10 protein-coding genes are annotated in these 15,037 nt (G+C 73.3%); 9 read left to right on the top strand and 1 reads right to left on the bottom strand.

Translation table 11 applies throughout. The features are described from left to right. Nucleotides 1-57 precede the first annotated feature (57 nt). The 9 genes from D450_RS0113095 to D450_RS0113050 all read left to right on the top strand — a co-directional run bounded on the left by D450_RS0113095 (nucleotide 58) and on the right by D450_RS0113050 (nucleotide 13,134). The gene (locus D450_RS0113095; protein WP_017539122.1) at nucleotides 58-426 is read left to right on the top strand and encodes a DUF397 domain-containing protein; all 369 of its coding nucleotides are present in this window, start codon (nucleotides 58-60) and stop codon (nucleotides 424-426) included. 108 nt (nucleotides 427-534) lie between these two features. Beyond that, the gene (locus tag D450_RS0113090) at nucleotides 535-1,440 is read left to right on the top strand and encodes a diacylglycerol/lipid kinase family protein (RefSeq protein ID WP_017539121.1); all 906 of its coding nucleotides are present in this window, start codon (nucleotides 535-537) and stop codon (nucleotides 1,438-1,440) included. Between the two features lie 102 nt (nucleotides 1,441-1,542). Then, the gene (locus tag D450_RS0113085) at nucleotides 1,543-4,410 is read left to right on the top strand and encodes a DEAD/DEAH box helicase (protein WP_017539120.1); all 2,868 of its coding nucleotides are present in this window, start codon (nucleotides 1,543-1,545) and stop codon (nucleotides 4,408-4,410) included. 149 nt (nucleotides 4,411-4,559) lie between these two features. Continuing rightward, nucleotides 4,560-5,720 (top strand): glycosyltransferase family 4 protein, encoded by a 1,161-nt coding sequence (locus D450_RS0113080; protein WP_017539119.1) that lies wholly within the window; start codon nucleotides 4,560-4,562, stop codon nucleotides 5,718-5,720. 981 nt (nucleotides 5,721-6,701) lie between these two features. Then, on the top strand, nucleotides 6,702-7,862 hold the full coding sequence (locus D450_RS0113070; RefSeq protein WP_017539117.1) for an acyl-CoA dehydrogenase family protein: 1,161 nt from the start codon (nucleotides 6,702-6,704) through the stop codon (nucleotides 7,860-7,862). A 295-nt stretch (nucleotides 7,863-8,157) separates the two neighbouring features. Next, nucleotides 8,158-9,396, top strand: coding sequence for an ABC transporter ATP-binding protein (locus tag D450_RS0113065; RefSeq protein WP_017539116.1), 1,239 nt, complete (start codon nucleotides 8,158-8,160; stop codon nucleotides 9,394-9,396). After that, entirely contained in the window at nucleotides 9,389-10,696 is a 1,308-nt protein-coding gene (locus tag D450_RS0113060; protein ID WP_193789663.1) for an ABC transporter substrate-binding protein, read from the top strand. The genes D450_RS0113065 and D450_RS0113060 overlap by 8 nt, the downstream gene beginning before the upstream one ends. Nucleotides 10,697-10,816: 120 nt before the next feature. Further along, nucleotides 10,817-12,202, top strand: coding sequence for an ABC transporter permease (locus D450_RS0113055; protein WP_017539114.1), 1,386 nt, complete (start codon nucleotides 10,817-10,819; stop codon nucleotides 12,200-12,202). Next, the gene (locus D450_RS0113050) at nucleotides 12,199-13,134 is read left to right on the top strand and encodes a carbohydrate ABC transporter permease (RefSeq protein WP_017539113.1); all 936 of its coding nucleotides are present in this window, start codon (nucleotides 12,199-12,201) and stop codon (nucleotides 13,132-13,134) included. The genes D450_RS0113055 and D450_RS0113050 overlap by 4 nt, the downstream gene beginning before the upstream one ends. 90 nt (nucleotides 13,135-13,224) lie before the next feature. Here the strand turns inward: D450_RS0113050 and D450_RS0113045 are convergent, their stop codons facing one another. Further along, entirely contained in the window at nucleotides 13,225-14,448 is a 1,224-nt protein-coding gene (locus D450_RS0113045) for an ABC transporter ATP-binding protein (protein ID WP_017539112.1), read from the bottom strand. Nucleotides 14,449-15,037 lie beyond the last annotated feature (589 nt).

Below are 15,037 nucleotides of genomic sequence, written 5' to 3'. Positions count from 1 at the left end.
CCGGCACCGCCCCGGACCGGGCCCGGGGCCGTGCACACCCCTGAGAGGACCCGCCCCATGAGTGAAGAGAGCAAGCGCGAGCTGCCGCCCGAGGCCATGGGCAACGAGAAGTGGCACGACACCACCGACGCGGTCTGGTACCGCTCGTCGCTGTCGCGCGAGGACTCCGAGGCGATCGTGGAGGTCGCCAAGTTCGACGACGGCTTCCGGGCCGTGCGCGACGGCAAGAACCCCGAGAAGGGCATCCTGTTCTTCACCCCGCAGGAGTGGGAGGCGTTCGTGCTCGGCGCCAAGGACGGCGAGTTCGACATCCCGGAGGAGTACCTGACCGAGGAGGAGCGGCGCATCCAGCGCGGCGAGGTCGAGGTGCACGCGGTGCCGTCGCCGCTGAACAGGAAGCGCCCCGAGGAGAGCGCCGGCTCCTGAGGCCGGGCCGGAGCCGGGGCGCCCCCACGGGCTACCGGTCGGTATCCTCACTGCACCCGGGAATCCCCCTCGGGCGCCCCCTGGATCCGGCCTGACAGGAAGCCCCCCATGTCGCCCAGCATCGCCGTCCTGGTCAACCCCTCCTCCCGCCGCGGCCGGGCCGCCGTCGCCGCCCGCCGCCTGCTGGCCGAACTGCGCTCCGCTGGCGCGCACACCACCGTGCTCGTCGGCCGCTCGGCCGCCGACAGCGCGCGCCTGGCCCGCGAGGCGGCCGAGAAGCGCCCCGACGCGCTGGTCGCGGTCGGCGGCGACGGGCTGGTCAACACCGCCGTGCAGGGGGTCGCGGGCACGGACGTGCCGCTGGGCGTGCTGCCCGCGGGCACCGGGAACGACATCGCCCGCGAGTTCGGCTTCGGCCCCTCGCCGGCCGATGCGGCGCGCCGGGCGCTGCACGGCCGTGCGGTGCAGGTGGACGCGGTGTCCTGCGCCGGGGGCGAGCGCGGCCCCGGCTTCCACTACCTGAGCGTGCTGGCGTGCGGCTTCGACGCCCGGGTCAACGAGCGGGTGAACGGCTTCGCCGTCTCCCTGGGGCCGGCCAGCTACCTGGCGGGGATCGCTGCCGAGCTGCGCTCGTTCCGCCCGGTGCCCTTCCGGCTGGAGGTCGACGGCCGCGTGGTGGAGGCCGAGGGGATGCTGGCGGCGGTGGGCAACACCCGCAGCTACGGGGGCGGGGTCCGGGTGTGCCCGGGCGCCCGCCCCGACGACGGGCTCCTGGAGGCGGTGTTCGTGCACGCGGTCGCGGTCGGCGACTTCCTGCGGTTCTTCCCCCGGGCGCTCGGCGGGACCCACGTGGACCTGGACGAGGTCGAGGTGCTCACCGGGCGCCGCGTGGCGGTGGAGGCCGAGCCGGGCCCCGACGGCCGTCCGGTCGCCGGGTACGCCGACGGCGAGCGGGTGGGCACCGTGCCGCTGGTGTGCGAGGCGGTGCCGGGGGCCGTGCACCTGCTGCGGTGAGCGCCGGAGGGGGCGGCGCGCCGCTGCGCCCGCGCCCGCTGCGCCCCCGCCGGACGTGCCCTTCGTCGCCGGTCGTGTCGGGAACGCCATAGGCTGGGGACGATGAGTACGCACGCCGAGCGGTACGCCGCGTTCCGCCGCCGACAGGCCCAGACCAGTCCCGCGGTCGAGGAATTCCAAGGGCTCTACGGATTCGAGTTCGATCCCTTCCAGGTGCGGGCGTGCCGGGCGCTCGAACAGGGCCACGGCGTGCTGGTCGCCGCCCCCACCGGCTCGGGCAAGACCATCGTCGGCGAGTTCGCCGTGCACACGGCGCTGCGCGACGGGGGCAAGTGCTTCTACACCACGCCCATCAAGGCGCTGTCCAACCAGAAGTACAACGACCTGGTGGCCCGCTACGGGGCCGACCGGGTCGGGCTGCTCACCGGGGACAACAGCGTCAACGGCGAGGCGCCGATCGTGGTCATGACCACCGAGGTGCTGCGCAACATGCTCTACGCGGGCTCGCACACCCTGTCCGGGCTGGCGTTCGTGGTCATGGACGAGGTGCACTACCTCGCCGACCGCTTCCGGGGCGCGGTGTGGGAGGAGGTGATCATCCACCTCCCCGAGTCGGTGCGGATCGTGGCGCTGTCGGCCACGGTGAGCAATGCCGAGGAGTTCGGCGAGTGGCTGCAGCAGGTGCGCGGCGACACCACGGTCATCGTGGACGAGAAGCGCCCGGTGCCGCTGTGGCAGCACGTGATGGTGGGCCGCAGGCTGCACGACCTGTTCGTGCCGCTGGAGGCGGCCGGAGCCGAGGAGGGCGACGGCGAGGAGGGCTCGTCGGGCCGGCGGCGCTCCCGCAAGCGGGACCGGGGCCGGCGCGGCGGCGACGAGGACGCGCCGGTGCACGTGGAGGTCAACGGCGAGAAGATGCGGATCAACCCGCGGCTGATCCGCTTCGCGCTGGAGGACGAGCGCGTCACCCAGCTCGCGCACCGGCGGCGGCACCCGCAGACGCGGTCCCGCAGCGCACCGCGTCCGCGCGCCAAGCACGCCCCGCCGAGCCGGGTGCAGATCATCGACGAGCTGGACCGCGACGGCCTGCTCCCGGCGATCACCTTCATCTTCAGCCGGGCCGGGTGCGACGCGGCGGTGCGCGAGTGCGCGGCGTCGGGGCTGGTGCTGACCACCGAGGAGGAGGCGGCCCGGATCCGCGAGTACGCGGAGCAGCAGTGCGCCGACATCCCCGCGGCCGACCTGGCGGTGCTGGGGTACCACGACTGGCTGCGGGCCCTGGAGTGCGGGCTGGCCGCGCACCACGCCGGGATGCTGCCCACCTTCAAGGAGGTGGTCGAGGCCCTGTTCTCCCAGGGCCTGATCCGGGCGGTGTTCGCCACCGAGACGCTGGCGCTGGGCATCAACATGCCCGCCCGCACGGTGGTCATGGAGAAGCTGGACAAGTGGAACGGCGAGACGCACGCGCCGCTGACGCCGGGGCAGTACACCCAGCTGACCGGGCGCGCGGGCCGGCGCGGCATCGACGTCGAGGGCCACGCGGTGGTGGTCTGGCAGGCCGGCACCGACCCCGAGGCGGTGGCGGGACTGGCCAGCACCCGCACCTACCCGCTGGACTCCAGCTTCCAGCCCTCCTACAACATGGCGGTCAACCTGGTGGGCCAGGTGGGCCGGGACCGCAGCCGCAACATGCTGGAGGCCTCCTTCGCCCAGTTCCAGGCCGACCGGGCGGTGGTGGGCCTGGTCAAGCGGCTGCGCAAGCAGGAGGAGGCGCTGGCCGGGTACGCCGAGGCGGCCACCTGCCACCTGGGCGACTTCATGGAGTACGCGCGGCTGCGGCGCCGGTTGAGCGACATCGAGGCCGAGGGGTCGCGCAAGCGCACCGCGCGCCGGCGCGACGAGGCGATGGAGGCGCTGGAGCGGCTGCGCCCGGGCGACGTGATCCGCGTTCCGGCGGGCCGCAGCCGCGGCTTCGCGGTGGTGCTCGACCCGGGGCTGCGCGGGGACGTTCCGGCGCCGCTGGTGCTGACCGCGGACAAGCAGGTGCGGCGTGTCAACGCGGCCGACTTCCCGGTGCCGGTGGAGGCGGCGGGGCGGGTGCGGATCCCCAAGTCGTTCTCCACGCGCTCGCCCAAGTCCCGGGCCGACCTGGCGTCGACGCTGCGCAACAAGCTCGACGACGGGTCCATCGACACCCGGGCGGCGCAGCCGCTGCGCGGCTCCAAGGAGGAGGACCCGGAGATCGCGGAGGTGCGCGCCGAGATGCGGCGGCACCCCTGCCACGGCTGCGCCGACCGGGAGGACCACGCGCGCTGGGCCGAGCGGTACTTCCGCCTGCAGAAGGAGACCGACGGGCTGCGGCGCCGGGTGGAGGGGCGCTCGCACGTCATCGCGCGCACCTTCGACCGGGTGTGCGGGGTGCTGCAGACCCTGGGCTACCTCGACCCCGGGACCGGGGACGAGGTCACCCCCGACGGCCGGGTGCTGGCCCGGCTGTACTCGGAGCTGGACCTGCTGGTGGCCGAGTGCCTGCGCCGGGGGGTGTGGGACGGAATGGACCCGCAGGAGCTGGCGACGTGCGTGGCGTCGCTGGTGTACGAGTCGCGGCGCAACGACGACCCGTTCCCGCGCGTGCCGGAGGGCCCGGTGGGCGAGGCCCTGGAGGAGATGGAGCGCCTCTGGGCCGACCTGCACGAGGTCGAGCGGGAGCACAGGGTGTCGTTCCTGCGCCGCCCGGACATGGGCTTCGTGTGGGTGGCGCACCGCTGGGCGCGCGGCGACCGGCTCGACCGCATCCTGGGCGAGGCGGACATGCCGGCGGGCGACTTCGTGCGCACGGCGAAACAGCTCATCGACCTGCTCGGCCAGATCGCTGGGGCGGCCCCGGAGGAGAGCGGCGTGCGCCGCACCGCCCGCAGGGCGGTCGACCTGGTCAAGCGCGGCGTGGTCGCCTACTCCTCGGTGGGCTGAGGCCCGCCCGGACCAGGGGAGCCGCTTCGGGACGGAAGGCCCGCGTGGCGCCCGGGACGGTGTGGCACCGGGAAGCGGCGGGGATGGTCCTCGAACATGCGGACAGGGGCGCGACGGGCGCCCGACCGTGAGAGGAACGGACGTCGTCGATGCCTGAGCGCACACTGATGGTCACCAACGACTTCCCGCCCCGCGAGGGCGGGATCGAGGTGTTCGCCTACGAGATCGCGCGGCGCCTGGCCGGGCCGGACGGCACCGGGGTGACCGTGCTGGCCTCGGGGCGGCGCGGCGGCACGGCGGGGGAGGGCCCCGAGCGGTTCGACCGCCGTCAGCCGTTCGAGGTGGTGCGGGTCGACACCGCGATGCTGCTGCCCACGCCCCGGGTGGCCCGCCGGGCGGCGGAGCTGGCGGCCGAGCGCGGCTGCACCCGGGTGGTGTTCGGCGCGGCGGCGCCGCTGGGGCTCATGGCCGGGCGGCTGCGCCGCGACGGCGGGGTGCACAGGATCGTGGGGCTCACCCACGGGCACGAGGCGTGGTGGGCGCGGCTGCCGGCGACGCGGCGGCTGCTGCGGCGCATCGGCGAGGGCGTGGACCACCTGACCTACATCGGGGGGTACACCCGGGACGCGATCGCGCCCGCCCTGTCGCCGGCGGCGCGGGAGCGGATGGTGCGGCTGGCGCCGGGCGTGGACACGGGGCTGTTCCGACCGGGCGGCGACGGCGCGGAGGTCCGGGAGCGGCACGGCCTGGGGGAGGGGCCGGTGGTGCTGAGCGCGTCCCGGCTGGTGCCCCGCAAGGGCGTGGACGCGCTGATCCAGGCGATGCCGTGGGTGCGGGCGCGCATTCCGGACGCGCGGCTGCTGGTGGTCGGCGACGGCCCGGACCGGGAGCGGCTGCGGCGGCTGGCGGCGTGGACGGGCGTGGAGGGCGAGGTGGTCTTCGCCGGCACGGTGGCGCACGCGTCCATGCCGCCCTACTACGCGGCCGCGGACCTGTTCGCGATGCCCTGCCGGACGCGGAGGCTGGGCCTGGAGGCCGAGGGGCTGGGGATCGTGTTCCTGGAGGCGGCGTCGTGCGGCCTGCCGGTGCTGGCGGGCTCGTCCGGGGGCGCGCCGGAGACCGTGGCCCACGGGACGACCGGGTACGTGGTGGACGGCGGCGACGCCAGGGAGATCGCCGACCGCATCACCCGGGTCCTGACGAGCGGATCGAGGGCGAAGGCGATGGGCGAGGCGGGCAGGAAGCGCGTCGACCACGCCTGGACCTGGGACGGCGCCGCCGAACGCTTGGAGAGGCTGTTGGAGGGATAGCGGCGGGCGGGCATCGGGAACGGGGCGCCCCCTTCCGTCTCCATTCGGCCGGTTCGCCGCCTGCTCTGATCCGGGGCTCCACGATAGGAGCCTCACAGGGTGAAATGCGGTGGAAGACGTGGATGTCGACGGGGGTTTTCCTCGTCTGCCCTTTTCACCTCGAAAGATGTAGCCTTGATGTCTGGGAGTGCATACGTGGCACCCCCGACCTGGGCAAGGGGGCCCTCATGGAGATGAGGCTCATCCTTACGGCGTGCATTTCCGCGTCAGTAGCGCTCGCCGTCGGTTTTCTCGGGGGATGGTTCGCCTATCAGGCCTATCTTGCCGCCTCTCTGTCCGATGTCGCGGGGGACCTCGAAGAGGAGTCGGCCGGAGNGGGGGCGGGGGGAGCCGGTCGAGGAGGAGGCTGAACCCGAGGGGGCGGGCGACGAGGTCGGCGCCGGTGCCCCGGAGGCGACCGGCCCCTCGGACGGCCTGTTCGAGTACGAGATCGACGGCACCGACACGGTCGGCGCGTACAAGGACGAGGACTGCGGGGAGACCCACCACCCCTCGGGGGACCGGTTCATCGTCCTCGGAGTCACGGCGACGAACACCGGAACGGAAGCATCGATGCCGGCCGTGGACCCCGGGGAGGTGACCGGCTGGACCGAGGACGGCAGGGCCTTTGAGACGTCCTGGGACATCTGTTCGTTCGCTGAAGACATCAACCCGGGCACCTCGACGGAGTACGAGGTCGTCTTCGATGTCCCGGATGGAACGGAGTTCGCCGTGGTCCAGCTCTCCGCGTACGAGGCGCCGGATGTGGCCGTGATCGGCGTCGGGTAGACGGCGCCCGGTCCGTCGTGGTGCGGCCGGTCGGCAGTAGTCGTGCCCCCGAAGGCCCCCTTCGTACCTGCATGGGCTACAGTGCCGCATGTCACCATATAGTAGGACGACCAAATATCTCGGTGTCCCCGCGCGACTTGGTTAGGGAACGACATGGCCGTTGAGCGCACGCTGCCCACCCCCGAGGGGGAGGACCTCCTCGGGCTCGTCCGCGATCTCGCGGGCAAGGAGATCGCCCCGCGGGCGGCGGAAGGGGAGGAGCGCGCCGAGTTCCCCCGCGACCTGTTCCGGCTGCTCGGGAGCTCCGGGCTGCTCGGGCTGCCCTACCCCTCCGAGTACGGCGGCGGCGACCAGCCCTACGAGGTCTACCTCCAGGTCGTCGAGGAGCTGGCCTCCGCCTGGCTCGCCGTCGGCCTGGGCCTGAGCGTGCACACCCTCTCCTGCTACCCGGTGGCCTCCTCCGGGTCCCCGGAGCTGAAGGACCGCCTTCTGCCCGACATGCTCGGCGGCGGCCTCCTCGGCGCCTACTGCCTCTCCGAGGCGCACTCCGGCTCCGACGCCTCCGCCCTTTCCACCCGCGCGGTGGCCGACCCCTCCGCCCCCGCCGACGGCTACACCGTCGAAGGCGCCAAGTCCTGGATCACCCACGGCGGAGCCGCCGACTTCTACACCCTCTTCGCGCGCACCGGCGGTCCCGGCGCCTCGGGCATCAGCTGCCTGCACGTGCCCGCCGACACCCCCGGCGTGGCCGCCGACGCCCCCGAGCGCAAGATGGGCATGTCCGCCTCGCCCACCGCCGTCGTGCGCTTCGACGGCGTCCGGGTGCCGGCCGACGCCCTGGTGGGGGAGGAGGGCTCCGGCTTCTCCATCGCCCTGTCCGCCCTGGACTCGGGGCGGCTCGGCATCGCCGCCTGCGCGGTGGGCGTGGCCCAGGCCGCGCTGGACGCCGCCGTGGAGTACGCCAAGGAGCGGCGGCAGTTCGGCCGCGCCATCGCAGAGCACCAGGGGCTGTCCTTCATGCTCGCGGACATGGCCACCAAGGTGGAGGCCTCCCGCGAGCTGTACCTGGCGGCCGCCCGGCGCCGCGACGCCGGGCGCCCCTTCGGTACCCAGGCCGCGATGGCCAAGCTCTTCGCCACCGACACGGCGATGCAGGTCTCCACCGACGCCGTGCAGGTCTTCGGCGGCTACGGCTACACCCGCGACTTCCCCGTCGAGCGCTACATGCGCGAGGCGAAGGTCCTGCAGATCGTCGAGGGCACCAACCAGATCCAGCGCATGGTGGTCGGCCGCTCGCTCACCGGCGACCGCTGAGGTCCGGCGGGGGGCCTCCGGTCCCCGGCAGGGGCCCTGCGCCCCCCGTTCCGCGCCCGTGCGTCCGCAACCGGCCACGGGCGCGGAATCCGGTTTGCGCCGAGGGAAACAGATTCGTAACAGGCGTCCCCCGATCACTGTTAAGGCGGGACTTCGCCTGATACCACAATGGCGTGGAGCCGATGTGGTCCACGGCACAGCGTGTCCCGCCCCGAGGAGAACCGGTGAGGAGACCGGCCGTTTCCGAGGAGGAGGCGGTGCGCGCCGTACGACTCGGGTCGGGTGGAGGCGCAACGTGGCCAATGTCCGCTTGGACGGCGTTTACAAGATCTACCCCGACGGCACGCGCGCGGTCGACGACCTGAGCCTGGACATCGCCGAGGGCGAGCTCCTGGTGCTGGTAGGGCCCTCCGGGTGCGGCAAGACCACCGCCCTGCGGATGGTGGCCGGCCTCGAGGAGATCAGCCGCGGCACCGTGGCCATCGGCGAGCGCACCGTCAACCGGGTCTCCGCCCGTGACCGGGACGTGGCCATGGTCTTCCAGAGCTACGCCCTGTACCCGCACCTGAGCGTCCGGGACAACATCGCCTTCGGCCTGCAGCTGCGGAGCATGCCCAAGGCCGAGATCGCCGAGCGGGTGGCCAAGGCCGCCGCGACCCTCGGCCTGACCGACCACCTGGACCGCAAGCCCCGCAACCTCTCGGGCGGCCAGCGCCAGCGCGTGGCCATGGGGCGGGCCATCGTGCGCAACCCGCAGGCCTTCCTGATGGACGAGCCGCTGTCCAACCTGGACGCCAAGCTGCGGGTGCAGATGCGCGCCGAGATCTCCCGCATCCAGCGCGACCTGGGCGTGACCACCGTCTACGTCACCCACGACCAGGTGGAGGCGATGACCCTGGGCGACCGGGTGGCGGTGATGAAGAAGGGCGTCCTGCAGCAGGTCGCCCCGCCCCAGGAGCTCTACGAGCGGCCGGTGAACCTCTTCGTGGCCGGGTTCATCGGGTCGCCGGCGATGAACCTGCTCCAGGGGCGCCTGGAGGGCGACGGGGACGGTGCCGTCCTGCACCTGGGCGACCAGGCCCTGGGCGTGCCGCACGCGCTGCTGGACGAGCGCCCGGCCCTGCGCGGCTACCTGGGGCGCGACATCGCCGTGGGCATCCGCCCCGAGGACATGGAGGACGCCGACCTGGAGGGCGCGGGCGGCGCGTCCGGCGGCGCGGCGGTGCTGGCCTCCACGGCCGACCTGGTCGAGGCGCTCGGCGCCGAGCTGCTGGTGCACTTCGTGCTCTCGGCGCCGCCGGTGGTCACCGACGACACCCGCGAGCTGGCCCGTGACGCCGGGGCCGACGAGGGGGAGGTGCCCGGCGAGGGCACCGTGATCGCCAAGTTCAGCCCCCGTTCACGGGTGGCCGAGGGCGCGCCGGTGCGGATCCGGGTGGACACCGGCCGACTGTACTTCTTCGACCCCGAGAGCGGCGCCGGGATCTGGGGGGAGCCCGGGGACGCGGACCCCAGAGAGGTGGGCGATGACTGAGCACAGGTGGAGTGCGCGCGGCGGCGTGGCGCTGGCCGCGGCCGGGGCGCTGGTCGCTGCCGGGTGCGCGCCCGGCGACGGCGGCGGCGCGCCGGGCGGAGGCGACCTGCAGGGCGTGCAGCTGAAGGTCGCCGCAAAGTGGACCGGGGTGGAGCAGGAGAACTTCGTGGAGGTGCTCAGCGCCTTCGAGGAGGAGACCGGCGCCACCGTCGAGTACGAGCCCACGGGCGAGGACACCGGCGCCTACCTGGGGCCCAAGATCGAGGCGGGCGAGCCGCCGGACGTGGCGCTGCTGCCCCAGCCGGGGCTGCTGGAGGAGTACGCCGCCCAGGACGCCCTGGTGCCGCTGTCCGGCGACGCGGCCTCGGCGCTGGAGTCGAACTACACCGACTACTGGCGCGACCTGGGCTCGGTGGACGGCGAACCGTACGGCATCCTGCTCAAGGCGGCCCACAAGTCGATCGTGTGGTACCGCCCCGACGCCTTCGACGCCGCCGGGGTGCAGCCCCCGCAGACCTGGGACGACATGGTCGGCACCACGGCCTCCACCCTCTCCGACGCCGGCGAGACGCCCTTCGCGATGTGCGGGGCCTCGGGCTGGACGCTGACCGACTGGTTCGAGAACGTCTACCTGTCCCAGGCCGGGCCGGAGAACTACGACCGGCTGACCGCGCACGAGATCCCCTGGACCGACGAGTCGGTGGTCCAGGCCCTGGAGACCCTGGGCGAGGTGTGGGGCGAGCCGGACTACATGGTCGGCGGCACCTCCGGGGCCGTGCAGACCGACTTCCCCACCTGCGTCACCCAGGTCTACGGGCAGCAGGAGGCGGCCATGGTCTACGAGGCCGACTTCGTCGCGGCCAGCGCGACCGAGGCCGGGGCGACCGTGGGCGAGGACGCCCGGGCGTTCCCCTTCCCCTCGGTCGGCGAGGCCGCGCCGGTGGTGGTCGGCGGCGACATCGCGGTGGCGATGAGCGAGAACGAGGGCACCCAGGAGCTGCTGGCCTACCTGGCCTCCCCGGAGGCCCAGAGCACCTGGGCCGGCCTGGGCGGCTACCTGTCGGCCAACTCCCAGGTGCAGCCCGACGCCTACGACGACGACTTCACCCGGCAGCTCGCCCAGACCGTCCTGGACGCCGGCGAGGACGTCCGCTACGACATGTCCGACCAGGTGCCCAGTCGGTTCGGGGCCACCGAGGGGCGCGGCATGTGGGCCGCGCTGCAGGACTTCCTGCGCGACCCGGGCGACCCCGAGGCCGCCGCCCAGGAGCTGGAGGACGCCGCGCAAGAGGCGTCCTGACCCCGGCCGGGTCCGGCGGCCCCCGCACCCCGGGGCCGCCGGGCCCGCCTCCCCCGGCACCAGCGACAGCGGAGAGGAGGGCGCGCGGCGCACCGCGAGGGCGCGCCGCGCCGCACCGCGATGGCCGAGACCTCACAGCCGCCGGAGGCGGGAGGCGCCGCACCGGGCGGCCCTGCGGCCGGCGAGGAGCCCGGGCCCCAGGAGCCCGGGCGCGCGGGGGCGTTGGGCCCCCCGGGCTGGCTGGCGCTGGCCTTCCTGCTGCCGGCCCTGCTGTTCCTGGGCGCCTACATGCTCTATCCCATCGGGTTCTCGGTGTACCGGAGCCTGTGGGACGCCTCCGGCACCACGTTCGTGGGACTGGAGAACTACCTGCGGATGTTCACCAACCCGCCCACGTTCGTGGCGCTGCGCAACAACGTGGTGTGGGTGGTGGTGGCGCCGATCGCCGTGACCGTCGCCGGGCTGATCTTCGCGGTGCTGACCGAGCGGATCCGCTGGGCCACCGCGTTCAAGCTCGTGGTGTTCATGCCGATGGCCGTGTCCTTCCTGGCCTCCGGCGTCATCTTCCGCCTGGTCTACGAGCAGGACCCCGAGCGCGGGCTGGCCAATGCGGTGATCACCACCGTGCAGGACACCGTCGCCCCTGCGGGGGCCTACCCCGACGCCCGCCCGCGCGAGGGGGCGGGCCTGGCCGAGGGCCCCGAGGGCGGCTACCGGCTGGAGGCCGAGGCGGCGCCGGGTGAGGGGGTCGCGCTCCCGCTCGTGGGGGTGGCCGCCGACGACCTGCCCGCCTCGGCCGGACCGGCCTCCGGGCCCCCGGACGCGGGGCCGGAGGCGGTCACCGGAACGGTCTGGCTGGACTTCACGCCCGGCGGTGGCGGCGAGGAGGGCGCGATCGACCCGGAGGAGCGGGGCCTTCCCGGCGTCCAGGTGCGCCTGGTCGAGGCCGACGGCTCGACCGCCGCCACCGCGAGGGCCGGCGGCGACGGCTCCTTCGCCTTCGAGGGCGTGGAGCCCGGCGCGTACTCGGTGGTCCTGGACGGGCGCAACTTCGCCGAGCCCTACCGGGGCGTGACCTGGCTGGGGCCCACGCTCGTCACCCCGGCGATCATCGGCGCCTACCTGTGGGTGTGGGCGGGCTTCGCCATGGTGCTCATCGCGGCCGGCCTCGCGGCGATCCCCCGCGAGGCCCTGGAGGCGGCGCGGGTGGACGGCGCCACCGAGTGGCAGGTGTTCCGCCGGGTCACGGTGCCGCTGCTCTCGCCGGTGCTGATGGTGGTGTTCGTGACCCTGATGATCTATGTGCTGAAGATCTTCGACCTGGTCTTCGTCATCGCCCCCGGATCGGTGCAGGCCGACGCCAACGTGCTGGCGGTGGAGATGTGGCGGGTCGCCTTCGGCGCCAACGACCAGGGGCTGGGCAGCGCGCTGGCGGTGTTCCTGCTGGTGCTGGTCGTGCCCGCGATGGTGTTCCAGATCCGACGGTTCCGCCGGGAGAACTCATGAGCGACGACGCCGCGGCCACGGCTCCCCCCGACGCGCGGCCGGACCCGCCGCCGGAACCGGACGGGGGCGAGGGGGCGCCCCGCCGCTCGGCGGCCTCGCGGGCGGCGGCCCTGCTGGGGTCTGGCGCGGTGCAGGTGCTGCTGGTGCTCATCGCGCTGTTCTGGCTGGTGCCCACCCTGGGCCTGTTCGTCTCCAGCCTGCGCACCCCGGCCGACAACGCCGCCTCGGGGTGGTGGACCGCGCTGGCCCGGCCGGCCGAGCTCACCCTGGCCAACTACGCGGGCCTGCTGGACAACCCGGTGTTCGTCGGCTCGTTCTGGAACACGGTGCTGATCACCGTCCCCTCGACCCTGCTGATCGTGGTGATCGCCTCCCTGGCCGGCTACGCGCTGGCGTGGATGGAGTTCCCCGGGCGGGACTGGCTCTTCCTGGGCGTGGTGGCGCTGCTGGTGGTGCCCATCCAGGTGGCGCTGGTGCCCATCGCCCAGCTCTACGGCGGGGCGGGCATCTACGGCTCGATCGTGGGCGTGGTGCTGTTCCACGTGGGCTTCGGGCTGCCGTTCGCCATCTTCCTGCTGCGCAACTTCTTCGCGGCGATCCCCCGGGACCTGCTGGAGGCGGCGCGGATGGACGGCGGCAAGGAGCTGACCATCTTCCGCCGGGTGATCCTGCCCCTGGGCGGTCCGGCGATCGCGTCGCTGACGATCTTCCAGTTCCTGTGGGTGTGGAACGACCTGCTGGTGGCGCTGGTGTTCGCCGACGCGGCCAACCAGCCCATGACCAAGGCCCTGCAGGCCGAGATGCGCCAGTTCGGGGCCAACATCGACGTGATCTCCTCGGGCGCCTTCATCTCGATGGTGGTGCCCCTGGTGGTCTTCTTCGCCTTCCAGCGCTACTTCGTCCAGGGGGTGATGGCGGGGGCCGTCAAGTAGCCGCCGGCCCGGAACGCGAAAGGGGCGGGGGCGCCGCGCGCCCCCGCCCCTGCTCTCAGGGCCCCGCTCCGGGTCTCAGCGCACCGGGCCTCAGCGGTTGTCCGGGTGGCCGATGGCCAGGCCGCTCTCCTTGTCGAAGAAGTGCAGCTGGGTGACGTCCACCGACAGCGTGATCTGCTGCCCGTGGGTCACCTCGCTGCGCGGGTTGACGCGCGCGGTGAACACCGACTTGTCGCCGGCCAGCGGCAGCCCGCTCCCGGAGCCGGCGTCCTCGCCGTCCCCGGAGAGGTCGGCGGCCAGCGCGGCGGCCTCCTCGTGCTGCACCGGCGGGGCGTCCACGCTGAAGATCACGTTGATCTCGGTGCCCAGCTCCTCGGTGACGTCGGCGGTCACGCGCATGCTCGGGCTCTCGCCCGAGGAGAGCGCGGCGTCGTCGAAGTCGGAGGGGCGGATGCCCAGGATGACCTGGCGGCCGAAGTAGTCGCTGAGCCCGTCGCGGGAGGCGACCACGCCGGCGGGGACCTTCAGGGCCTGGTCGGCGAACTTGAGCACCGCCCCGTCGCCGTCGCGCTGCAGCTCGGCCATGACGAAGTTCATCGCCGGCGAGCCGATGAACCCGGCGACGAACAGGTTGACCGGGTGGTTGAACAGGTTCTTGGGGGTGTCGACCTGCTGCAGGCGGCCGTCGCGCAGCACCGCGACCCGGTCGCCCAGGGTCATCGCCTCGACCTGGTCGTGGGTGACGTAGACGGTGGTCACGCCCAGGCGCTCGTGCAGCTGGTTCAGGGAGGCGCGCATCTGCACGCGCAGCTTGGCGTCCAGGTTGGACAGCGGCTCGTCCATGAGGAAGGCCTGCGGCTCGCGGACGATGGCGCGGCCCATGGCCACGCGCTGGCGCTGGCCGCCGGAGAGGGCGGCCGGTTTGCGCTTGAGGTAGGTCTCCAGGCCGAGCATCTCGGCGGCCTCCTGCACCCGGCGCTGGATCTCGGGCTTGGCGACCTTGCGCAGCTTCAGGCCGAAGGCCAGGTTCTGCTCGACCGTCATGTGCGGGTAGAGGGCGTAGTTCTGGAACACCATCGCGATGTCCCGGTCCTTGGGCGGGCGGTCGTTGACCACCTCCTCGCCGATGACCAGGTCGCCGGCGGTGATCTCCTCCAGGCCGGCGATCATCCGCAGGGCGGTGGACTTGCCGCAGCCCGACGGGCCGACCAGCACCATGAACTCGCCGTCGGCGATCTCCAGGTCGAGGTCGTCGACGGCCTTGACGCCGCCCGCGTAGACCTTGTCGACCCCGTCGAGGACGATTTTCGCCATGCTCGGGCTCCCGTGTCCGTGAGTGACCGATCTCGTGATCGATCCGACCTGACGTTTCGATCACATCGAACACGATCGGGCGGTTCCTGTCGATAGCGGGATCGATTTCGATCCGATTTCGGTCGCTGTGAGGGGAGTGGGGGGAGGGGGAGCGCGTGCGCGGGCGGTCGCGGAGGGGTGGCCGGGGGGCGTCCTGCGGACGAAGTGGCGCCGAATCGTCAGGGTGCGTTAGCCTGTCGGCGGTTATCCCTTTCCGGACACTTCGCGTGCCCGCGCCGGGCCCTTCCGGCGGTCATCGGCCGACACGGGCGGCGGTGGTTGCGGCGGAGGGGCCGGAGTCTGGGTAATCTACTGACCAGTCCAGCACTGGACGGACCGGTCGAGCGGTCCGGCGCGTGCCCCACCGGCCGCCGCACCACGCACCAGGTGCGCTCGGAGGTCGGGTAGGCGCCGGGGTTCCGCGACCGGGCGGGGGGTTGGACCCGGAAAAGGCCCGAACATCCAGTAGACAACGGTCTCCGCGCTCGCCGCCGACGAGACGGATCCGGTCCGAAGGGTGGTTTCGGGCCTTTTCCGCGTCCCCCCATAC

It is taken from the genome of Nocardiopsis halophila DSM 44494 (assembly GCF_000341245.1).
Classification (GTDB): Bacteria; Actinomycetota; Actinomycetes; order Streptosporangiales; family Streptosporangiaceae; genus Nocardiopsis_A; species Nocardiopsis_A halophila.
The sequence above is the reverse complement of the archived record's forward strand: the minus strand, read 5'-3'. Positions and strand labels throughout refer to the sequence as shown.